The organism is Leisingera sp. S132 (assembly GCF_025144465.1).
Taxonomy (GTDB): Bacteria; Pseudomonadota; Alphaproteobacteria; order Rhodobacterales; family Rhodobacteraceae; genus Leisingera.
In genome coordinates this window covers 3,284,661-3,303,835 of the sequence record NZ_CP083553.1, presented here as the reverse complement: position 1 = coordinate 3,303,835, position 19,175 = coordinate 3,284,661, and the positions used below count along the sequence as shown (strand labels likewise).

Below are 19,175 nucleotides of genomic sequence, written 5' to 3'. Positions count from 1 at the left end.
ACCTTCGCCATCACCCCTTCCCGGTCTCATGCTCCAACCGCTGCCGGGCCACCTCTGCGTTGCGCTCAGCCCGCTGGTGGTCGGTGAGGGCTTGTTTCACATAGTCCAGATGCGCCTCCACAGCGGTGCGGGCGGCTTGCGGGTCGCGGGCCTGCAAGGCGGCGTTGATGGCGCGGTGCTGCTCCAGAAGCGCCTCATAGGTGGTGTGCTGCTGGAACATGATGCGGCGGTTATAGAACACGCCTTCACGCAACAGATCGAACATCGAGCGCATCATGTGCAGCATGATCACGTTGTGGCTGGCGTCCATGATGGCGGAGTGGAACTGGGCGTCGAGCCTGGCGGCTTCCTCGGAGACGGCGGGATTGCCGGCCGCTTCCATCTTGTCAAAGATCGCCTGGATCACCTGCAGGTCGTAGTCTGACCCGAAGCGCGCGGCGCGCTCTGCCGCCAGCCCTTCCATGTCGCGGCGGAAGGAGAGGTAATCGAACACCGCCTCGTCATGGGTGGCGAACAGCTGGATCAGGGCGGGGGAGAAGGCAGAACCCAGAACATCGGCCACAAAAACGCCGGAGCCGGCCTTGGAAGCCAGCAGGCCGCGGGCCTGAAGTTCGCTGATGGCATCGCGCAGGGAGGGGCGGGAGACGCCGAGCCGTTCGGCCAGCTCCCGTTCGGCGGGCAGCCGTTCACCGGGCGACAGGATACCGCGCAGGATCAGCTGTTCGATCTGCTTGACGACGGAGGCGGAGAGTTTTTCGGGCTGGACTTTCTGGAAAGGCATCTGGTCGCTCTGACGGATTGGTCAATTTATATGACCACGCGGGGCGGGTGGCTGCAAGAGCGGAGCGCATCACGAAGGCTGTAACAATAGGTCAGCTTTGTTGACTTTATTCTGGGGCCTCCTACCGTGATCCTGAAAGCTCAGCGAGGAGAGAGCCATGCAGCTGGACCAGATCTTTGCCACCCGCAACAGCCGGATGAAGGCGTCGGAAATCCGCGAACTGCTGAAACTGCTGGACCAGCCGGACATCATCTCCTTTGCCGGCGGTATCCCTGATCCGGCGCTGTTTCCGGCGGATGAGTTCGCCGAAGCCTTCAAGACCGCGCTGGCACCGGACCGGCAGGCGCAGGCGCTGCAGTATTCCGTCAGCGAGGGCTATCTGCCGCTGCGCCAGTGGATCGTGGCGGAGATGGCAAAGATCGGCATTGCTTGCGAGGCTGAGAACGTGCTGATCACCTCCGGCTCGCAGCAGGCGCTTGATTACCTGGGCAAGCTGTTCCTGTCGCCGGGTGACACCGCGCTGGTCGGCTGGCCGACCTACCTGGGGGCGCTGGCGGCCTTCAACGCTTATGAGCCGCGCTATGACCGGCTGTCGCTGAACGGGAACCGCACCGCGGAGAGCTACGCCGAGAGCGCGGCAGAGGCAGGCAGTGCAGTGAAATTCGCTTATCTCTCACCGGATTTCGCCAACCCCACTGGTGAGACGCTGGATCACGCCGGGCGGTTGCGGCTGCTGGACATCGCGGACACGCTGGACTGTGCGGTCATCGAGGACGCGGCCTATCAGTCGCTGCGCTATGACGGGGAACCGGTGCCGCCGGTGCTGGCGCTGGAGATAGAGCAGAAGGGCTCGATCGAGGATTGCCGGACGATCTATTGCGGCACCTTCAGCAAGACGCTGGCGCCGGGGGTGCGGATCGGCTGGGCTGTGGCGGCCAAGCCGGTGATTGCGCAGATGGTGCTGCTGAAACAGGCGGCGGACCTGCATACCTCATCGATCAACCAGATGGCTGTGCATGGCGTTGCAGAGACCTGTTTCGACGCTCATGTAGAGCAGCTGCGCGCGGTTTATCAGCGCCGCCGCGACGTGATGCTGGCGGCCATGGCGGAACATATGCCGGAGGGTGTGGAATGGACCCGGCCAGAGGGCGGCATGTTCATCTGGGTCACCCTGCCGGAAGGCATGAGCGGCGCAGACTTGCTGGCCCGCTCGCTGGAGACGGAGCGGGTGGCCTTTGTCCCCGGTCAGGCGTTTTTTGCCGATGGCAGCGGCCAGAACTCGATCCGTTTGAGTTTCTCCAATTCCAACCATGCAGCCATCGAGGAAGGGATAGCCCGGCTGGGGCGGCTGTTGCGGTCCGTCTGAGGCCAGACAGGCTGCTGTTTGGCAAAACACCGCCGCTTGGTTTGGGTTATCCACAAGATATGGTGTGGTTTGAACAGAATTCGCCCCGATTTGGGGGTGCGGAGCGTTGACTCAACGGGTAGGAACCGCTGAACTTTCTCGATACGGAATCACGAAGGGGCAGCTTTGCGGTTTTCCAAGCTCAGGCTGAACGGCTTCAAAAGCTTTGTTGATCCTACCGAACTGGTCATTGCCGATGGGCTGACAGGGGTTGTGGGTCCAAACGGTTGCGGCAAATCCAATCTTCTCGAGGCATTGCGCTGGGTGATGGGAGAAACCCGCGCCAAGGCCATGCGCGGCGGCGGCATGGAGGATGTGATCTTTGCCGGCACCTCCTCGCGGCCGGCGCGCAACTTTGCCGAGGTGAGCCTCAACATCGACAATTCCGAACGGTTGGCACCCTCGGGCTTCAATGATGCCGACGGTCTGGAGATTGTGCGCCGCATCACCCGAGATGTGGGCAGCGCCTATAAATCCAACGGCAAGGACGTGCGGGCGCGTGATGTGCAGATGCTGTTTGCCGATGCCTCCACCGGTGCGCATTCGCCGGCGCTCGTGCGGCAGGGGCAGATCGCTGAGCTGATCAACGCCAAGCCCAAGGCGCGGCGGCGCATTCTGGAGGAGGCGGCGGGGATCTCGGGCCTGTATCAGCGGCGCCATGAGGCGGAGTTGAAGCTGAAGAACACCGAAGCCAACCTGCTGCGCGTCGACGATGTGATCGAGCAGCTGGCGGCACAGCTGGCGCAGCTGGCCAAACAGGCGCGGCAGGCGCAGCGCTACCGTGAGATCGGTGAGAACCTGCGGCTGGCCGAGGGCATGCTGCTCTACCGACGCTGGCGCGAAGCAGATGAGGCAAGGCTGGCCTCCGAGGATGAGCTGCGGCAGCGGGTTGAGCAGGCCGCGAAGGCGGAGGCGCTGGTGCGTGCCGCGGCCACCCAGCGCGGCACGTTCGAGGAAAAACTGCCGCCCCTGCGCGAGGAAGAAGCCATTGCGGCCGCCATCCTGCAGCGGCTGGTGGTGCAGCGGGATTCGCTGGGTGATCAGGAGGCGCAGGCGCGCCAGACCATCGAGCGGCTCAGCAGCCGGATCGTGCAGCTGGGCAATGATATTGAACGTGAGACCGGTCTGAACAAGGACGCAGGCGAAACCATCGAACGGCTGGAATGGGAGCAGCGCGAGCTGTCCAAGGCCGGCGACGGCCATGACGGCAAGCTGGCCGAGGCCGCAGAACTGGCACGCGATGCGGGTTCGATCCTGCAGGCGCGCGAGGACCATCTGGCGCAGGTGACCGAGGATGTGGCCCGTTTGGCTGCTCGGCACCAGTCGGCGCGGCGGGCGGTCGAGGATTGCCAGCGCGCGTTGGGCCGCTCCGAGGGGGAGGCAGAGAAAGCCCGCGCGGCACAGAGCGAGGCGCAGGAGGCGCTGGAGCTGGCGGCGGAGAAATTCGAGGCTGCGGTCACGGCTGAGGAAGAGGCACGTGAAGCCTCTGAGATGGCTGAGGAGGTGCTGGAAGCGGCGGATGAGGCGCGCACGGAGACCCAGGCCCGTGAGGCAGAGGCGCGCTCGCAGCGGTCTGAGGCTGAGGGCGAACTGGGGGCGCTGCGCGCCGAGGTCACCGCGCTGGCCAAGCTGGTGGAGCGCGACACCGCAGAGGGCGGCCAGGTTCTGGATGAACTGACCGTGGCACCGGGGTATGAAAAGGCGCTGGGTGCGGCGCTGGCCGATGATCTGCGCGCGCCGCTGGCGGAGGCGGACGGGCCGACCGGCTGGGTTTCTCTGCCGGGCTATGACCGCGACGCGGCTCTGCCGGAAGGCGTTGAGCCGCTGGCGCTGTTTGTCTCCGGCCCTGAGGCCCTGTCGCGCCGGGTGGCGCAGATCGGCCTGGTGGATGGCGATGCGGCGGCAGGATTGCAGGCGCAGTTGCAGCCCGGTCAGCGGCTGGTGACGCTGGAAGGCGACTTGTGGCGCTGGGATGGCTACCGTGCCTGGGCCGAGGACGCGCCCAGTGCAGCAGCGCTGCGGCTGGAGCAGCTCAACAAGCTGGAAGCGCTGAAGCAGGAAATGGAGCGTGTCAGCGCCACGGCAGACGGCGCCCGCGCTGCGCATGAGATGCTGCTGCGCAAGCTGGAAGAAGTGACGCTGGCGGACCAGGACGCCCGCCAGGCCCGCCGGGTGGCGGATCAACGGGTGGCTGATGCGGCTCGTGCGCTGAGCCGGGCAGAGGCCGACCGCAACCTGGCAGAGGGCAAGCTGGAAACCCTGGGCATTGCGGTGTCGCGCCACGAAGAAGACGCGCTGAATGCCAGCCTGCAGCTGAAAGAGGCGGAAAAGGCGCTGGGTGAACTTGGTGATCTGGACCAGGCCCGCAGCGCGGTTGAGGATATCAAGCAGTCGGTGGAGGCGGCGCGGATCACCATGCTGACCCACCGGTCCAGCCATGACGAGCTGCGCCGCGAGGGCGAGGCCCGCACCAAACGCGGTCAGGAGGTGACCAAGGAGCTGTCCGGCTGGCGCCACCGCCTGGAAAGCGCCGAGGCTCGGATCGAGGAACTGGCCGAACGCCGCGAGGCCTCGCAGGAGGAACTGGAGGAAGCCAACGCGGTTCCGGCGGAAATTGCCGAAAAGCGCGAAGAGCTGAATGAGGCGATTGCTGAGGCGGAGGGCCGCAAGTCGGCCGCAACCGAGGCGCTGATTGCGGCGGAGGCCGAGCTGCGCGAGGCCGTCCACAAGGAACGCGAATGCGAGCGGCTGGCCTCTGAGGCGCGCGAGGCGCGGGCGCGCTCCGAGGCGCGCAGCGATGCGGCCAAGGATGCCGTGACGCAGGCCGCAGGCCGCATCATCGAAGCGCAGCAGATCACGCCGCAGGCACTGCTGGAGAAGTTGGGCGTGTCACCGGATGAGATGCCGGTCTCGGATGATCTGGAACATGATGTCGACCGCTACAAGCGCCAGCGTGACGCTTTGGGAGCGGTCAATCTGCGGGCCGAGGAAGACGCCCGCGGCGTTCAGAACGAGCATGACACGCTGGTGGCGGAAAAGCTGGACCTGGAAGGCGCGGTGAAGACCCTGCGCGACGGCATTGCCAGCCTTAACCGCGAGGGCCGCGAACGGCTGCTGACCGCGTTTGAACAGGTGAACAGCAGCTTTGCCATGCTGTTCACCCATCTGTTCGGCGGCGGCGAGGCCAACCTGGTGATGGTCGAAAGCGACGACCCGCTGGATGCGGGGCTTGAGATCATGTGCCAGCCGCCGGGCAAGAAGCTGTCGACCCTGTCGCTGCTCTCCGGCGGTGAGCAGACGCTGACCGCAATGGCGCTGATCTTTGCGGTGTTCCTGTCGAACCCGGCGCCGATCTGTGTGCTGGACGAGGTCGATGCACCGCTGGATGACGCCAACGTCACCCGTTTCTGCGATCTGCTCGATGAGATGTGCCGCCAGACCGACACCCGCTTCCTGATCATCACCCACCATGCGGTGACGATGGCGCGGATGGACCGGCTTTTTGGCGTCACCATGCAGGAAAAGGGTGTCAGCCAGCTCGTTTCGGTTGACCTCAAGAAAGCAGAGGCGATGGTGGCCTGAGTGCCGGTGCAGAGGGGATCTGTGCCAGTGCCTGTTTGCAAAGACAAAGTTTTGTGGAGTGACAAATGAATATGCTGAAAGCAATTGCCGCTGCTGCGGTGCTGATGACCCCGGCTGCCGCGATGGCTGGCAATGTGGTGGCCAAAACCGGCGAGAGCGTGGCCAATTTCTTCAAGGATGAAGGTGCCAAGGTCGAAGTGACCACTGACAGCGTTGGTGATCCGAACCTCAAGGTCGAATATTACGGCAACGACTTCTCGGTCTACTATTACGGCTGCAGCGACAATACCGACTGCGAGGCGATCCAGTTCTTCTCTGGCTACCAGACTGATGGAAGCGTGCGCCTGTCCAAAATCAACGAATGGAATACGAACAACCGCTTTGCCCGTGCCTATGTCTCCGAGGAAGGCTCTGCCCGGATCGAGATGGACGTGCTGCTGGGTGATAACGGCATGACGCCGGATGATTTCGCCGACGCGGTGGGGCTTTGGAACCGCGCGATGCAGGATTTCGAAGAGTTCATCGACTGGAACTAAGGCGCGGCTGTCACCGCATCGTGACAGCGCGCCGCAGGATCAATCGTTAGGGTGGGGGCATGAAATGGATCATGCCCCTTTTTCTTTGCCTGATGGCAGGCAGCGCCGCGGCGGACAGCTGGCAGCTGCGCCCCGGCGACACGCCTTTCGCGCAGGCGGAGCTGGAGGCGCTGCCGGGCCAGACGTTCCGGTTTTTCGACGGAGGTGAGTCGCAATACGGCGGCGGCGGGGCCTATGCCTATACCTATTCTGCTGAGAATGGCGGCGGCACGGCCTGGGGCAGCTACCGGATTGCCGGCGATGGCAGTGTCTGCGTGGACTTCATCAACGGCTTCAGCCGCTGCGATCTCTATGTGCGCAACAGCGGCCGGGTCATCCTGATCACCCGGCAGGGTGAACGCTTTCCGGTGCGTTAAAGCTTCTTCAGCAGCGCAGGCGTGGGCCAGGCGTCAGCAGGCAGGCCAAGGCGCTGTTGCTCCTTCTGGACTGCGACCCGGGTGCGGGCGCCAAGGATACCGTCGATGTCACCCACATTGTGGCCGCGGGCCTGCAGTTTCTGCTGCAATTGCTTCATCTGGGTGCCGGTCAGCCCGCTGTCGGGCCTGCCGGCCTCATAGACGTCTGCGCCCTGCAGCCGGTTGGCAAAATAGGCGGCGGTCAGCACATAGGTGAAGCTCTGGTTCCACTCGAAATAGACGTCGAAGTTCGGATAGGCGAGGAAGGCCGGCCCTTTATGCCCCTGCGGCAGCAGCAGCGAGGCGCGCATCGCAGGATCCGGCAGCTTGCCGTCCCGGGCCGAGACACCAAGTTTGCGCCACTGGGCCACGGATTTCTTCTGCGCGGTGCCGCTGAAGGACAAGTCCAGATCATCGGGAATTGCAACTTCCTGCAGCCAGGGCTGGCCCGGCTGCCATCCCAGGTGCGACAGCATCCGCGCACCGGACATCAGCGCGTCGGGGGCTGAGGTTTTCAGGCTGACCTTGCCGTCGCCATCGGCGTCGACGCCGTGCTGCAGGATGTCACCCGGCAGCATCTGCACCATGCCGATCTCGCCTGCCCAGGCGCCGGTGGTGCGCTTGGGGTCGAAGTTGCCCTGTTTGAACAGTTCCAGCGCGGCAAAGACTTGCGGCCGGAACAGCTCCGGGCGGCGGCAGTCATGGGCCAGGGTGACCAGCGCGTCGCGGGTATTGAAATCGCCCTGATAGCCGCCGTAGTCGGTCTCGAACGCCCAGAAGGCCAGCAGGACGCCGCGGTCGATGCCATAGGTGCTTTCGATCCGCTGGAAGGTGGCATCGTGTTTCTGTGCCATCTGACGGCCGGTTTTCAGCCGGTTCTGCGAGATCAGGCGGCGGGAAAAATCGATGAAAGGCTTCTGGAACACGCCCTGGCCGCGATCGGCCTTGAGCACGCTGTAGTCCTGACGGGTGCCGGCAAAGAAGGCATTGACCGTGGCGGTGTCATAGCCGGCCTGAACCGCCTCTTCCTTCATCAGCTTCACGAAGTTCTGAAAGCCGCCGCCGCATTGGGCTGTTGCTGCCGCAGGCAGCAGGGCTGCTGCGAGCACAAAAGGCAATAGGCGCATGGTTCTGGCGCTCCTTGGTCTTCTTACCGCTCCCACAGGGTCTTATCTGCTAGAAAACCGCGGCAATGGCAACCGTCAGGGCCAGCGCAAGCGCCCAGGTCTGCCAAAGGAGCCCAACGGAACGGGTAATGGTTTCGGCGTTGGCGCTCTTGGTGCCCTTGGCGTGGACCCAGGCAAAATCGCGCATCTCGCCGTCATAGGAGCGCGGCCCCGCCAGCGAGGCGCCCAGCGCCCGGGCCATGGCGGCCTCCGGCCAGCCGGCATTGGGGGAGCGGTGCTTGCGCGCATCCTCCGCGATGGCGCGCCAGTGGCGCAGCCGGCCGCCGGCGGCGGCGATCAGCAAACCGGTCAAGCGGGCCGGGATAAGATTCAGCAAATCGTCCAGCCTGGCAGAGGCCCAGCCAAAGTCCTGATACCGTTTGTTGCGGTATCCGATCATGCTGTCCGCTGTGTTGACCATTTTGTAGATGATCAAACCCGGCAAGCCTGCGGCCAGGAACCAGAAAGCAGGCGCAATGACGCCGTCCGACAGGTTCTCTGCGCCGCTTTCAATGGCAGAGCGCGCGGCCTGCGGCGCGGTCATCGCGCCGGTGTCGCGGCTGACGATCATGGCAACAGCCCGGCGGCCCTCCTCCAGGCTGCTGCGCAGGCCTTGGGCAACTGCGGCGACATGTTCAGTCAGGGACCGCTGGGCGATCAGGATTGCAGCCACCAGAATTTCGACCAGTGTGCCGGGCAGGGCCAGCAGTTTGCCCGCAATCAAGCCTGCCAGAACCAGGGCCGCTGCTGTCAGCACGCCTTTGGCGCGGCGGCTGGGGCCGGTGTTGAGTTTGCGGTCCAGATACCCGACCAGTTTGCCCATCAGCACTGCTGGGTGGATCACGCGCGACCACAGCCACTTCGGCTCGCCAAAGATGGCGTCCAGAAGCAGGGCCATGGCAAGCATGCCAGCGGTTGTCACAGCGCGGCCTCCAGCCGGTCCCAGCCGTCCGCGGGCGGCAGGCCAAGACGCAGGAAGTTCTTGGAATAGGGGAAGATGCGGCTCCAGATATGAACGCGGGCCAGCTTTTGCTGCCAGGCTGCCGCATCATCCACTTGGTAGAGCCGGAACAGGTCGGTGCCGCCTGCCAGGCAAGCGCCCCTGGCAAGAACCATCTCATCCAGCCGGGCCGCGTCCTGACGCAGCCGGGTGCGGGCAGCTTCGGCCCAAGCTTGGTCCTGCAAGGCCATAGCACCAGTGCGCAACGCTGGGCCGGAGACCGCCCAGGGACCCTGCCAGGTGGCGAGCTGCGCAATCAGCTTGGGGTCGCCGATGGCAAAGCCCAGCCGCATCCCGGCCAGGCCCCAGAACTTGCCAAAGCTTTTCAGGACAACAACGCCGGGGCGGGCAGCCATGCGGATCAGGCTTTCACCCGGGCAGACATCGCAGAAGCTTTCGTCGATGATCGTCAGCGGTGCGGCGAGCTCGTCCTCGCGCCACATCCGGCCATCCGGATTGTTGGGATGGACTGCCACCTTGGCCTCGGCGGGCCCGTGCACCCGGACGATCCAGCCGCGGGCCTCAAAGGCGGCAGCGTGCTCGTTGTAGGTGGGTTTGGTAATCTGCACCCAGCGCGGCTCGGCCAGCGCAGGCAGGGCGGCAATCAGCGCAGATGCGCCGGGGGCGGCAAGAACGGCGGCCTGATCCGGGATGCTCCAGAAACTGCGGGCGGCCTGTTCCAGATTGGCCAGCGCATCCGCATCCGGCAGCGCCCCCCAGTCGCCGTCGCTGAACTGCGGCAGCGGGTAGGGGTGCGGATTGATGCCGGTGGAGAGGTCGATCCAGCCGTCGCGGCTGCCGCCGAATTCGGCGATGGCAGCGCTCAGGTTGCCGCCATGGTCGCGGGGCTGGGTTGCGGGGTCGTGAGAGAGGTCATGCATCGCGGTCGCCACCGGTGAGAGTTCACACCGGCCAGGGCCGGCTGCCATCTGAGGCACTGCGCGTATTAACCTATGCTGGGCGGGGCGTGAACTCCCTATTTACGGCGGGTCAAACGCAAACGCGTGAGTCAGCTGCGCCCGTGCGGCTCCTGCCAGTTGATCTCCGGGTTGGCAGGGATGATCCGGTGCGGATTGATGGTGTCGTGGCTGTAATAATAGTGGCGCACGATGTGCTTCATTCCGACCGTCTCCGCCACACCCGGCCACTGGTAGAGCTCGCGGGTGTAGGCCCAGAGGTTCGGGTAATCCATCAGCCGTTTTCGGTTGCACTTGAAGTGGGTGTGATAGACCGGATCGAAGCGCAGCAGCGTGGTGAACAGCCGCCAGTCGGCCTCGGTGATGCGCTCGCCCAGCAGGTAGCGGTGCTGCGACAGCAGATCTTCCAGCCAGTCCAGGCTTTCGAACAGCGGCGCGACGGCCTCGTCGTAGGCCTGCTGCGAAGTGGCAAACCCGCATTTGTAGACGCCGTTGTTGATGGTGCTGTAGACGCGGGCATTCACGGCTTCGATCGGCTCGCGCAGCTCTTCCGGCCAGTAGTCATCGCTGTTGCCCGTGATGCCGTCGAAGGCCGAATTGAACATGCGGATGATCTCGGCGCTCTCGTTGGAGACGATGGTGTTCTGCGCTTTGTCCCACAGCACCGGCACCGTCACCCGCCCGGTGTATTCCGCATCGGCGCGGGTGTAGATCTGATGCATATGCGAGCTGCCGAACAGGCCGTCGCCGGTGGCGCCGTGTCCGTCGGTCTCAAAGGTCCAGCCTTCGCCCAGCATGTCGGGATGCACCACGGAGACAGAGATATGCTCTGCCAGGCCTTTCAGCTGGCGGAAGATCAGCGTGCGGTGCGCCCAGGGGCAGGCGAGCGAGACGTAAAGGTGGTAGCGCCCGCTTTCGGCCCTGAAGCCGCCCTTGCCCGACGGGCCCGCACTGCCATCGGCGGTGATCCAGTTGCGGAACTGCGATTCGCTGCGCTTGAAGGCGCCGCCGGTGGAGTCTGTGTCATACCACTGGTCATGCCATTTCCCGTCGATCAAAAGACCCATCGCGTCTGCTCCTGCTGCTGTGCAAGGCAAACATATGCGGGCAAGGCGCCTGCGCCTATGCAAGCCAGCGCGCAGGCCGTCTGCACCCCTGCACAGCAGCAACAAAATTGCGCGGCCGTCAAAATTTCGAAAATGTTCACTTGATTTTATATATTTGTGACGCACCGTTGAAAGAAGGACCCGTGTAAACCGAAGCATCTGGAAGGCCGCTGCCATGAATACCTACGTACCCAAAGCCGTGCAGGAAGCGCTGGATACTGCCCGCCTGCAGGGGATGCGGCGCAAGAGCCGTTTGCGGGTGATGGCGGATAATGAGTTGTATCCGGTGCTGCGGCTTTGGAAGACCGGTTTCTCGGTTGAAGCGGAAACCGCGCCGATGCTGCGCGGGCTGGTCGATATCTACGACGGCGCCCGCCACGTCTCGCAATGCCTGATCGTGGCAGGCGAGGAAGAGGGCGGCGAGATGCGTTATGAATTCAAGCGCTCCACCCCGGCTGCGGACAAGGCGCCGGTGGATTTCTACAAGTCGCCGGACGCGCCTGCGGGGCTTATCCCCTTCGACCAATCCCAGGGCAAGATTTGAAGCGGTTCAGGGGCGGATTTCCACTTCCGTCCCGATCCCGGCCAGGCGCCAGAGCGTTTCCATCTGCTCATTGCTGACAGCGATGCATCCGGCGGTCCAGTCGCCGGGCAGGGTGACCAGGTTGCCCACCGCATTCGGCTGCCCGTGGATGAAGATATCGCCGCCGGGGCTGACCCCCGCGGCCAGCGCGCGAGCGCGGTCCTCGGGCTGCGGGTAGTCTATTCCCAATGACAAGTGATAGGCGCTGTTCGGATTGCGCCGGTCGATGCGGAAGACGCCCTCGGGCGTCTTGCCGTCGCCTTCCTGCTGTTTGTCGCCAGCGGGTGCAAAACCAAGCGCAATGGGAAACTCCAGCACTGTCTCGCCATCCCGGCTGGCGGTCAGGCGGCGGGCGGATTTCTCGATCAGGATACGGTCGATCCGGTCGACCGCCGCGGATTGCGGCGGCGGCGCGGGACGCGGGGCAAAGGCCTGCCAGGCCATCCAGGCGGCGCCGGTCAGAACAACCAGCGCCAACAGGCGCAGCAGGCGCTTCATGCTTATTGCAGGTCCGAGAAGGCTGCGGTCAGGCGGCGGCAGGCTTCCTCCACCCGCGACCGCTGGGTTGCCAGGTTGAAGCGCTCCATGAGTTCGCCGCCGGTGCCGAAACCGTCGCCGGGCGAGGTGGCGATCCTGGCGTCTTCGCGCAGGCGCTTGATGAACTCTTCGCGGCTCATGCCGGTGCCGGAGAAATCGACCCAGGCCAGGTAGGTGGAGGCCAGCGGCAGCGACTTCAGACCGGGCAAGGCGTTGACCGTCTCATCAAACAGTTTCCGGTTGCCCTCCAGATGCGCGATCTGGGCATCGACCCATTCAGCGCCTGCGGGCGAATAGGCGGCGGTGATCATCGCCACGCCCAGGCTGCTGGGGTCATAGTCCAGCGTGTTCTGCTTGTGCCGCATTGCCGAACGCAGATCCGGATCGGGGATGATCATGTTGCCGGTGCGCTGACCTGCAATGTTGAAGGTCTTGGACGCTGCGGTCAGGGTGATGGTCCAGGCGCGCGCATCGGGTGCGGCCACGTCCATCGGCACAAAGGTGCTGCCCGGATAGACCAGATCGTGGTGGATCTCATCCGAGACCAGGATCAGCCCGTTGCGCTTGGCGAATTCGGCCACGGCGCGCAGCTCCTCCGGCGTCCACACCCGGCCCGAAGGGTTCTGCGGCGAACACCACAGCAACAGCTTCTCGGTGCCGTTCAGGCGCGATTGCGCATCGTCCAGATCCAGATTGTAGGTGTCGCCGTCCCGTGCCAGCGGGCATTCGGTCACCTTGCGGCCCGCCTTGTTCACCTTGTGGGCAAACTCATGATAGACGGGCGATAAGATCACCACCCCGTCGCCCGGCTGGCTCCAGACATCGAGGCAGAGTGCGATGGCATTGCCAAGGCCTTGGGATGTCAGGATCCAATCGGTCTCAATGTCCCAGCTGTGGCGGTTCTTCATCCACCATTGCACCGCCTTCAGATACTCGGGGTGCTGCCAGGAGTAGCCGAATACGCCATGCTCCGCGGCCTTTTTGACGGCCTCGATCACGCAGGGCGCGGTTTCATAGTCGGAGTCCGCCGTCCACATCGCCAGACCGTCCTCGGGGGAGACGCCGAACAGCTGCTCCATCTTGTCCCATTTTGAACTGTGAGTGCCGCGCCGGTCAGTGGGTTTGTCAAAATTCATGTGGTGAACTCCCGTATGATTGGAAGCGAAGCTAACCGTTGCGGCGGCGCGCGCAAGGGGGGCGTTGCGATGGGACGGCTGATCGCATACATGAGGCGCATGAAACGACCGATCCTGATCCATCCCGATCCCCGCCTGAAAAAAGTCTGCGCGCCTGTGCCGGACCTGAGCGATGATTTGCGCGTGCTGGCGGATGACATGCTGGAAACCATGTATGCTGCGCCCGGCATCGGCCTGGCAGCGCCGCAGATAGGCATCCTGCAGCGGCTTATCGTGCTGGATTGCGTCAAGGAAGAGGATGGCGAGCCGCGCCCGCTGGTGATGTTCAATCCTGAAATCATCTCTTCCTCGGACGAGACCAACGTCTATGAGGAAGGCTGCCTGTCGATCCCGGATCAATATGCCGAGGTGACCCGCCCCAAGGTGGTTGAGGTCGAATGGATGGACCGCGACGGCAATGCGAGAGCCGAGACTTTTGACGGGCTTTGGGCGACCTGCGTGCAGCATGAAATCGACCATCTGAACGGCAAACTGTTCATTGATTACCTGAAGCCGCTGAAGCGCCAGATGATCACCCGCAAGATGCAGAAGCTGAAGCGCGAACGCGCCCGCGCCTGAGGGAATAACAGACATGACCGTCCGCACCTGCCTGCCCTGGCCCGACAAGCGCCTGCGCACCAAAGCCGATGAGGTGACAGAGATCACCGACGAGATCCGCGAGATTTGGAACGACATGGTCGACACGATGGAGGCAATGCCGGGTGTGGGTCTGGCCGCCAACCAGATCGGCGTGATGCTGCGGCTGGCGGTGGTGGACGGCTCGGCTGAGCGCGGCCGTGCGGTGAAGCTGGCGAACCCGGAGATCCTGCATGCCTCAATTGAGCTGCGCGAGCATGACGAGGCCAGCCCCAACCTGCCCGGCGTCTCGGCCAAGATCAAACGCCCGCGCGCCGTCACGGTCCGCTTCCTCAACGAGCAGGGCGCAGTGGACCGCAAGGATTTCGTCGGGATCGAGGCGACCTCGGTGCAGCACCAGATCGACCACTTGAACGGCAGGATGTATTTCGACCATCTGAGCAAGGTGAAGCGCGACATGCTGATCCGCAAGGCGAAGAAGCTGAACGGCTGAGGCTGATCATAATTCCCGGATCGCCTGCGGTCCGGTTCGCGCCCTGGCAGCAGGCTGCCCGGCAATCAGCGCAGGGAATGGTGGGCAGATTGCCCGCCCTACGGAGGCATTGATGCGCATTATCTTCATGGGAACGCCTGACTTTTCAGTGCCAGTGCTGGATGCGCTGGTGGAGGCCGGGCACGAGATCGCGGCTGTTTACTGCCAGCCGCCCCGGCCTGCAGGCCGCGGCAAGAAGGACCGGCCGACACCCGTCCATGCCCGCGCCACGGCCCTGGGGCTCGAGGTTCGCCACCCGGTCTCGCTGAAAGGGGCAGAGGAGCAGGAGGATTTTGCTGCTTTGAATGCCGATGTGGCAGTGGTCGTGGCCTACGGGCTGATCCTGCCGCAAGCGGTGCTGGACGCACCCGCGCATGGCTGCCTCAACATCCACGCCAGCCTGCTGCCGCGCTGGCGCGGCGCGGCGCCGATCCACCGGGCGGTCATGGCGGGCGACGCCGAAACCGGCGTCTGCATCATGCAGATGGAGGCAGGGCTGGACACCGGTCCGGTGCTGCTGCGCGAGGCAACCGCAATTGGCATGGAAGAAACCACCGCGCAGCTGCACGACAGGTTGTCTGAAATGGGCGCGGCGCTGATCACCGAAGCCTTGGGCCGCCTGCCGGAGCTGACACCGGAAGTGCAGCCCGATGAGGGTGTCACCTATGCCGAAAAGATCGACAAGGCAGAGGCGCAGGTCGGCTGGTCCCATCCGGCTGTGGAAGTGGACCGCAAGATCCGCGGATTGTCGCCCTTCCCCGGTGCCTGGTGCGAGATCGAAGGCCAGCGGGTCAAGCTGCTGGCCTCGAGGCTGGCGGAGGGGCAGGGGGCGCCCGGCGAGGTGCTGGACGACAGCCTGACCGTGGCCTGCGGCGAAGGAGCGGTGCAGCTGTTGCGCTTGCAACGGGCAGGCAAAAGCGCGCAGGATCCCGATGTATTCCTGCGCGGCTTCCCGGTTCCCAAGGGCCGCCGCCTGTAACCGGAGGGTCTGATGCCCATCATTGCCCTGATCATCATCGGTGCCGCGGCAGGCTTTCTGGCAACCCGGCTGATGAAACTGGAAACCGATATCATCACCACGGTCTGCATCGGCATGGCTGGGGCGCTGGTGGGCGGTCTGGTGCTGCGCGCGCTGCTGGCGGTGATGGGCTTCATGGCCGGTTTCGTGGGCGCAGTTCTGGGCGCCCTTGTGCTGATCTGGCTCTGGCAGAAATACATCCAGCGCTAACAGCCTGGCCTAGCTGCGCGGCGGGCGGCTCTTGTAGACCGGCAGGTGCCAGCCAAACAGAATGGAGCCAGCCCGCAGCACCCAGCAGACCCCGGCGCAGGACAGCAGCGCGAACTTCAGCTCAAACCCCAGCCAGATGGCCGCAACGGCGGTGATCGCGCCTGCCATGGCGCAGGTGATGTAAAGCTCACCCTGTTTCAGCACCAAGGGCACTTCGTTGCAGACCACGTCGCGCATCAGCCCGCCCATGGTGCCGGTGGCCATACCCATCAGCACGACGATCACCGGCGGACTATCCAGCGAGATCGCGGCGCCGGTGCCGGCAGGTACAGCAATGGCAAGGGCAAAGCTGTCGAGCCAGACCACCCAGCGCAGGCGGCTTTCCAAGAGATGCGCAGTGAAGAACACCGCCACGGCGGCCAGCGCGGCCAGCAGGATGTAGTTGGGGTTGCCGATCCAGAACACCGGATTGCGGTCCAGCAGCAGGTCGCGCAAGGTGCCGCCGCCAAGCGCGGTCAGGCTGGCGACAAAGGCAAAACCGACAATGTCCAGCTGCGCCCGGCTGGCCACCAGCGCGCCGGAGAGGGCAAAGACCAGCACCGAGGCATAGTCCAACAGCGCCAGAAAGGTCATGCGATGCCCTCGCGCATCAGACGCTTTTCTTCTTCTTGAAGGGCGCCATGCCCGCGCGCGCCAGTTCATCCGCGCGCTCGTTTTCCGGGTGGCCTGCGTGGCCCTTAACCCATTCCCAGGTCACCTTGTGGCGGGCTTGCGCTTCGTCCAGACGCTGCCACAGCTCGACGTTTTTCACAGGTTTTTTGTTCGACGTCTTCCAGCCGTTCCTTTTCCAGCCGAAGATCCAGCCGGTGACGCCGTTCTTCACATAGGCCGAGTCGGTGACCACTGTGATCGTGGAGGGCCGTGCCAGGCTTTCCAGCGCGTTGATCGCGGCCAGGAGTTCCATCCGGTTGTTGGTGGTCTCACCCTCGCCGCCGCTCAGTTCTTTTTCTTTGACGATGGTGTCACCGTCCATGGCGCGCAGCAGAACGCCCCAGCCGCCGGGGCCGGGGTTTCCAGAACAGGCGCCGTCGGTATAAGCAAACAGTTCAGGCATGCGCGGTCAGGATCACGTAGGTTTCAATTCCTCCGGCCAATCCCTGGCCATTGCCGCGGCGGGACCGGGTCACGGTGAAACTCGCGTTTTGAAGCTGATTTCTCAATTCGTCCTCGCTGTAATAGGCGTAGAAACGTCCCAGTTTGTCACGCCCCTCGCTGTCTCCGAGCTTCATGCCAATATGGAAGATGCCGCCGGGGTTCAAGGCTCGATGGATGCGGGTCAGATGACCGGGGAGATCAGCCCGCGGCGCATGCAGCAAGCTGAAGTTGGCCCAGATGCCATCATAGCCGCTTTTGCTCTCCAGCGCTTCGAAGGGCGCAACTTCCACCTCAATTCCGAAATCAGATTTCGCCAGTTCGGCCATCTCAACGGAGGCATCCAGGGCCGAAACCTCAAAGCCCTGCGCCTTGAAGCGTGCCGCCCAATGGCCTGGACCGCAGCCCAGATCCAGAACATGGGCGGCGGTCGGCAATAGAGATGTGAAAGCTTCAAAATCCGGATCGTGAAACCCGTCATCGGACCGCGCAAAACCATCCGCGTATGCCTGCGCTGCCTTGGCATAGACCTCCAGTGTTTGCCGGTCGCTCATCTGCTATCTCCCCGTTAAGCTGTCAGGCGCGTTCCATGGCCAGCCGGGCGGCGAGGCCTGCAAAGACGGCGGCAAAACCGCGGCCCATCCATTTCAGCACCCGTTCGCTGTTCATCAGGTACGTGCGGGCCTGGGCCGCAAACAGACCGTACAGCACGAATACGACAAAGGTCATTGCCATGAACACCAGCCCCAGAACTGACATTTCCAGCGTGGCGCTGGCGGGATTGCCGCTCAGGAACGGCGGCAGCAGTGCCAGAAAGAACACCGACAGCTTGGGGTTCAGGATGTTGATCAGCGCGCCGCGCCAGGCGATTTTCCAGCCGGGCTGGCTGGTGCGTTTCGAGGAGACAGCCAGCACGCCGCCGCTGCGCAGCGCTTGCCATGCAAGGTACAGGAGATAGGCCACGCCCGCGGCTTTGACGATTTGAAACAGCAGGGCAGAGCTGTGCAGGACGGCGGCAAGCCCCAGCGTCGCCGCGGCCAGATGCGGGAGAATGCCGAAGGTGCAGCCGATTGCGGCCCAGATGGACGCGCGCCAGCCCTGGCCGAGGCCAAGCGCCAGCGTGTAGATGACACCCGTGCCGGGCGCGAGGACGACGACAAAGGCGGTAATCAGAAAGTGCAGCGTGATCATCAATATGGCTCCAGAAATAAAACCCGGGACCTCATGCGTAACACGGTTCGCCTGAAACGTGAGCAGTTTCTGTCACTTGGTTTGCGCGCCGGCCTGTGCGTTCACGCAGGCTGCCGCAGCACGCGGGGCACCTTGAACTCCACTGTTTCCACCGCGGTCTCCACGACTTCCACAGTCACCTCGTACCGCTCCCGGAAAGCGTCGATCACCTCGTTGACCAGCAGTTCAGGCGCAGAGGCGCCAGCGGTGATTGCGACAGAGCGGATGCCCTCCAGCGCGCGCCAGTCGATGTTTTCGGCACGCTGCACCAGCTGGGCGTAATCGCAGCCGTTCTTGGCCCCGACTTCGACCAGCCGGCGGGAGTTGGAGGAATTCGGCGCGCCGACCACCAGGAGGGCGTCTGCCTTGGGGGCCACTGACTTCACCGCCTCCTGGCGGTTGGTGGTGGCATAGCAGATGTCTTCCTTGTGCGGGCCGGTGATGTTGGGAAACCGTTCTTCCAGCGCCGCAACGATTCCCTTGGTGTCATCCACCGACAGGGTGGTCTGGGTGACATAGGCCAGCCGGTCCGGATCCCGCACGTCAACTGTTGCCACATCTGCGGCGGTCTCTACCAGCAGTACCTCGCCCTCGGGCAGCTGGCCCATGGTGCCGATGGTCTCCGGGTGGCCCTTGTGGCCGATCATGATCATCTGCAGCCCGGCTTCGGCGTGGCGCTGGGCCTCGATGTGCACCTTGGACACCAGCGGGCAGGTCGCATCGACATAAATCATCTCGCGTGCTTCGGCCGCGGCGGGCACCGATTTCGGCACCCCGTGAGCGGAGAAGATCACCGGCCGGTCGTCGGGGCATTCATCCAGTTCCTCGACAAAAACTGCGCCTTTTTCGCGCAAAGAATCGACCACGAATTTGTTGTGCACGATCTCATGGCGCACATAGACCGGCGCGCCCCATTTGGTGATCGCCATTTCGACAATTTTGATGGCGCGGTCCACGCCAGCGCAAAAGCCGCGCGGTGCGGCGAGGTAGAGGGTCAGGGCTGGCTTGGTCATGGGTGTCTCCTTGCGCGCCAGAGGTAAGCGCTTCGTGCGGCAAGGTCCAGTGCCGGAGCGGTCTGGATGCGATGGCAACAGGCCACACCATCCGAGCGGCCGGCAGAGGCTGCATAGGAGGGCCAGTCAGCCGGCCTCCGCATCGGGGCTGACGGCCGGAAGCACTGGAACAGGCCCCAC

Annotated in this window: 21 protein-coding genes; 9 read left to right on the top strand and 12 right to left on the bottom strand. The window is 64.0% G+C overall.

The features are described 5' to 3' along the window. Positions 1 to 10: 10 nt before the first annotated feature. Complete coding sequence (locus K3725_RS16275; protein ID WP_039186774.1) at positions 11 to 781, bottom strand: FadR/GntR family transcriptional regulator; 771 nt, start codon at positions 779 to 781, stop codon at positions 11 to 13. Positions 782 to 938: 157 nt separating this feature from the next. Between K3725_RS16275 and K3725_RS16270 the strand changes: the two genes are divergently transcribed. The 4 genes from K3725_RS16270 (at position 939) to K3725_RS16255 (ending at position 6,720) form a co-directional block, all read left to right on the top strand. After that, positions 939 to 2,147, top strand: a complete 1,209-nt coding sequence (locus K3725_RS16270) for a PLP-dependent aminotransferase family protein (RefSeq protein WP_260016318.1) — start codon at positions 939 to 941, stop codon at positions 2,145 to 2,147. 165 nt (positions 2,148 to 2,312) lie between these two features. Continuing rightward, positions 2,313 to 5,768, top strand: coding sequence for a chromosome segregation SMC family protein (locus K3725_RS16265; protein WP_260016317.1), 3,456 nt, complete (start codon positions 2,313 to 2,315; stop codon positions 5,766 to 5,768). 65 nt (positions 5,769 to 5,833) lie between these two features. Then, a complete protein-coding gene (locus tag K3725_RS16260) occupies positions 5,834 to 6,304 on the top strand; it encodes a YbjN domain-containing protein (RefSeq protein ID WP_260016316.1) in 471 nt (156 codons plus the stop codon). Positions 6,305 to 6,375: 71 nt separating this feature from the next. Beyond that, positions 6,376 to 6,720, top strand: coding sequence for a hypothetical protein (locus tag K3725_RS16255; RefSeq protein WP_409201576.1), 345 nt, complete (start codon positions 6,376 to 6,378; stop codon positions 6,718 to 6,720). Here K3725_RS16255 and K3725_RS16250 read toward each other — a convergent pair. The 4 genes from K3725_RS16250 to K3725_RS16235 all read right to left on the bottom strand — a co-directional run bounded on the left by K3725_RS16250 (position 6,717) and on the right by K3725_RS16235 (position 10,909). After that, positions 6,717 to 7,886 carry a lytic murein transglycosylase gene (locus K3725_RS16250; protein ID WP_260016314.1) on the bottom strand — a complete coding sequence of 390 codons (1,170 nt, stop codon included), beginning with the start codon at positions 7,884 to 7,886 and terminating at the stop codon, positions 6,717 to 6,719. The two genes, K3725_RS16255 and K3725_RS16250, sit on opposite strands and share 4 nt — an antisense overlap. A 49-nt stretch (positions 7,887 to 7,935) precedes the next feature. Further along, positions 7,936 to 8,847 carry an adenosylcobinamide-phosphate synthase CbiB gene (gene cbiB / locus K3725_RS16245; RefSeq protein WP_260016313.1) on the bottom strand — a complete coding sequence of 304 codons (912 nt, stop codon included), beginning with the start codon at positions 8,845 to 8,847 and terminating at the stop codon, positions 7,936 to 7,938. Continuing rightward, positions 8,844 to 9,806: a threonine-phosphate decarboxylase gene (locus K3725_RS16240; protein WP_260016312.1), complete on the bottom strand. Its 963-nt coding sequence runs from the start codon at positions 9,804 to 9,806 to the stop codon at positions 8,844 to 8,846. Before K3725_RS16240 ends, cbiB begins: the two co-directional genes overlap by 4 nt. Before the next feature lie 128 nt (positions 9,807 to 9,934). After that, entirely contained in the window at positions 9,935 to 10,909 is a 975-nt protein-coding gene (locus tag K3725_RS16235) for a glutathione S-transferase family protein (protein WP_260016311.1), read from the bottom strand. A gap of 214 nt (positions 10,910 to 11,123) precedes the next feature. Here K3725_RS16235 and K3725_RS16230 point away from each other — a divergent pair, with 214 nt between their 5' ends. Continuing rightward, on the top strand, positions 11,124 to 11,492 hold the full coding sequence (locus tag K3725_RS16230; RefSeq protein WP_039147151.1) for a hypothetical protein: 369 nt from the start codon (positions 11,124 to 11,126) through the stop codon (positions 11,490 to 11,492). A gap of 6 nt (positions 11,493 to 11,498) precedes the next feature. Here K3725_RS16230 and K3725_RS16225 read toward each other — a convergent pair whose 3' ends face one another. Continuing rightward, positions 11,499 to 12,029 (bottom strand): murein L,D-transpeptidase family protein, encoded by a 531-nt coding sequence (locus tag K3725_RS16225; RefSeq protein WP_260016310.1) that lies wholly within the window; start codon positions 12,027 to 12,029, stop codon positions 11,499 to 11,501. A gap of 2 nt (positions 12,030 to 12,031) precedes the next feature. Further along, positions 12,032 to 13,204 carry a MalY/PatB family protein gene (locus tag K3725_RS16220; RefSeq protein WP_260016309.1) on the bottom strand — a complete coding sequence of 391 codons (1,173 nt, stop codon included), beginning with the start codon at positions 13,202 to 13,204 and terminating at the stop codon, positions 12,032 to 12,034. A 99-nt stretch (positions 13,205 to 13,303) separates the two neighbouring features. Here K3725_RS16220 and def (K3725_RS16215) point away from each other — a divergent pair, with 99 nt between their 5' ends. The 4 genes from def (K3725_RS16215) to K3725_RS16200 all read left to right on the top strand — a co-directional run bounded on the left by def (K3725_RS16215) (position 13,304) and on the right by K3725_RS16200 (position 15,600). Next, entirely contained in the window at positions 13,304 to 13,822 is a 519-nt protein-coding gene (gene def, locus K3725_RS16215) for a peptide deformylase (protein WP_260016308.1), read from the top strand. Positions 13,823 to 13,835: 13 nt separating this feature from the next. Beyond that, positions 13,836 to 14,333, top strand: a complete 498-nt coding sequence (def, locus tag K3725_RS16210; RefSeq protein WP_260016307.1) for a peptide deformylase — start codon at positions 13,836 to 13,838, stop codon at positions 14,331 to 14,333. A 112-nt stretch (positions 14,334 to 14,445) separates the two neighbouring features. Then, positions 14,446 to 15,351, top strand: a complete 906-nt coding sequence (gene fmt, locus K3725_RS16205; RefSeq protein WP_260016306.1) for a methionyl-tRNA formyltransferase — start codon at positions 14,446 to 14,448, stop codon at positions 15,349 to 15,351. A gap of 12 nt (positions 15,352 to 15,363) precedes the next feature. Continuing rightward, positions 15,364 to 15,600: a GlsB/YeaQ/YmgE family stress response membrane protein gene (locus K3725_RS16200; RefSeq protein WP_260016305.1), complete on the top strand. Its 237-nt coding sequence runs from the start codon at positions 15,364 to 15,366 to the stop codon at positions 15,598 to 15,600. 9 nt (positions 15,601 to 15,609) lie between these two features. Here the strand turns inward: K3725_RS16200 and K3725_RS16195 are convergent, their stop codons facing one another. The 5 genes from K3725_RS16195 to ispH form a co-directional block, all read right to left on the bottom strand. Beyond that, the gene (locus K3725_RS16195; RefSeq protein WP_260016304.1) at positions 15,610 to 16,233 is read right to left on the bottom strand and encodes a trimeric intracellular cation channel family protein; all 624 of its coding nucleotides are present in this window, start codon (positions 16,231 to 16,233) and stop codon (positions 15,610 to 15,612) included. Between the two features lie 16 nt (positions 16,234 to 16,249). Then, the gene (gene rnhA / locus K3725_RS16190) at positions 16,250 to 16,714 is read right to left on the bottom strand and encodes a ribonuclease HI (RefSeq protein ID WP_260016303.1); all 465 of its coding nucleotides are present in this window, start codon (positions 16,712 to 16,714) and stop codon (positions 16,250 to 16,252) included. Further along, positions 16,707 to 17,306 carry a bifunctional 2-polyprenyl-6-hydroxyphenol methylase/3-demethylubiquinol 3-O-methyltransferase UbiG gene (locus K3725_RS16185; RefSeq protein ID WP_260016302.1) on the bottom strand — a complete coding sequence of 200 codons (600 nt, stop codon included), beginning with the start codon at positions 17,304 to 17,306 and terminating at the stop codon, positions 16,707 to 16,709. The genes rnhA and K3725_RS16185 overlap by 8 nt, the downstream gene beginning before the upstream one ends. Before the next feature lie 22 nt (positions 17,307 to 17,328). Continuing rightward, positions 17,329 to 17,943, bottom strand: coding sequence for a LysE family translocator (locus K3725_RS16180; protein WP_260016301.1), 615 nt, complete (start codon positions 17,941 to 17,943; stop codon positions 17,329 to 17,331). A 101-nt stretch (positions 17,944 to 18,044) separates the two neighbouring features. Continuing rightward, entirely contained in the window at positions 18,045 to 18,995 is a 951-nt protein-coding gene (ispH, locus tag K3725_RS16175) for a 4-hydroxy-3-methylbut-2-enyl diphosphate reductase (RefSeq protein ID WP_260016300.1), read from the bottom strand. Positions 18,996 to 19,175: the final 180 nt, after the last annotated feature.

Excerpts from the sequence above, each read along its gene's own strand:
- K3725_RS16185 (WP_260016302.1), bottom strand. The coding sequence starts at position 17,306 with ATGAGCGACCGGCAAACACTGGAGGTCTATGCCAAGGCAGCGCAGGCA.
- K3725_RS16235 (WP_260016311.1), bottom strand. The coding sequence starts at position 10,909 with ATGGGTCTTTTGATCGACGGGAAATGGCATGACCAGTGGTATGACACA.
- def (WP_260016307.1), top strand. The coding sequence starts at position 13,836 with ATGACCGTCCGCACCTGCCTGCCCTGGCCCGACAAGCGCCTGCGCACC.
- def (WP_260016308.1), top strand. The coding sequence starts at position 13,304 with ATGAAACGACCGATCCTGATCCATCCCGATCCCCGCCTGAAAAAAGTC.
- K3725_RS16195 (WP_260016304.1), bottom strand. The coding sequence starts at position 16,233 with ATGACCTTTCTGGCGCTGTTGGACTATGCCTCGGTGCTGGTCTTTGCC.
- fmt (WP_260016306.1), top strand. The coding sequence starts at position 14,446 with ATGCGCATTATCTTCATGGGAACGCCTGACTTTTCAGTGCCAGTGCTG.
- K3725_RS16270 (WP_260016318.1), top strand. The coding sequence starts at position 939 with ATGCAGCTGGACCAGATCTTTGCCACCCGCAACAGCCGGATGAAGGCG.
- K3725_RS16200 (WP_260016305.1), top strand. The coding sequence starts at position 15,364 with ATGCCCATCATTGCCCTGATCATCATCGGTGCCGCGGCAGGCTTTCTG.
- K3725_RS16220 (WP_260016309.1), bottom strand. The coding sequence starts at position 13,204 with ATGAATTTTGACAAACCCACTGACCGGCGCGGCACTCACAGTTCAAAA.
- K3725_RS16240 (WP_260016312.1), bottom strand. The coding sequence starts at position 9,806 with ATGCATGACCTCTCTCACGACCCCGCAACCCAGCCCCGCGACCATGGC.
- K3725_RS16260 (WP_260016316.1), top strand. The coding sequence starts at position 5,834 with ATGAATATGCTGAAAGCAATTGCCGCTGCTGCGGTGCTGATGACCCCG.
- K3725_RS16255 (WP_409201576.1), top strand. The coding sequence starts at position 6,376 with ATGCCCCTTTTTCTTTGCCTGATGGCAGGCAGCGCCGCGGCGGACAGC.
- K3725_RS16225 (WP_260016310.1), bottom strand. The coding sequence starts at position 12,029 with ATGAAGCGCCTGCTGCGCCTGTTGGCGCTGGTTGTTCTGACCGGCGCC.
- rnhA (WP_260016303.1), bottom strand. The coding sequence starts at position 16,714 with ATGCCTGAACTGTTTGCTTATACCGACGGCGCCTGTTCTGGAAACCCC.
- K3725_RS16275 (WP_039186774.1), bottom strand. The coding sequence starts at position 781 with ATGCCTTTCCAGAAAGTCCAGCCCGAAAAACTCTCCGCCTCCGTCGTC.
- K3725_RS16180 (WP_260016301.1), bottom strand. The coding sequence starts at position 17,943 with ATGATCACGCTGCACTTTCTGATTACCGCCTTTGTCGTCGTCCTCGCG.
- K3725_RS16250 (WP_260016314.1), bottom strand. The coding sequence starts at position 7,886 with ATGCGCCTATTGCCTTTTGTGCTCGCAGCAGCCCTGCTGCCTGCGGCA.
- ispH (WP_260016300.1), bottom strand. The coding sequence starts at position 18,995 with ATGACCAAGCCAGCCCTGACCCTCTACCTCGCCGCACCGCGCGGCTTT.
- K3725_RS16230 (WP_039147151.1), top strand. The coding sequence starts at position 11,124 with ATGAATACCTACGTACCCAAAGCCGTGCAGGAAGCGCTGGATACTGCC.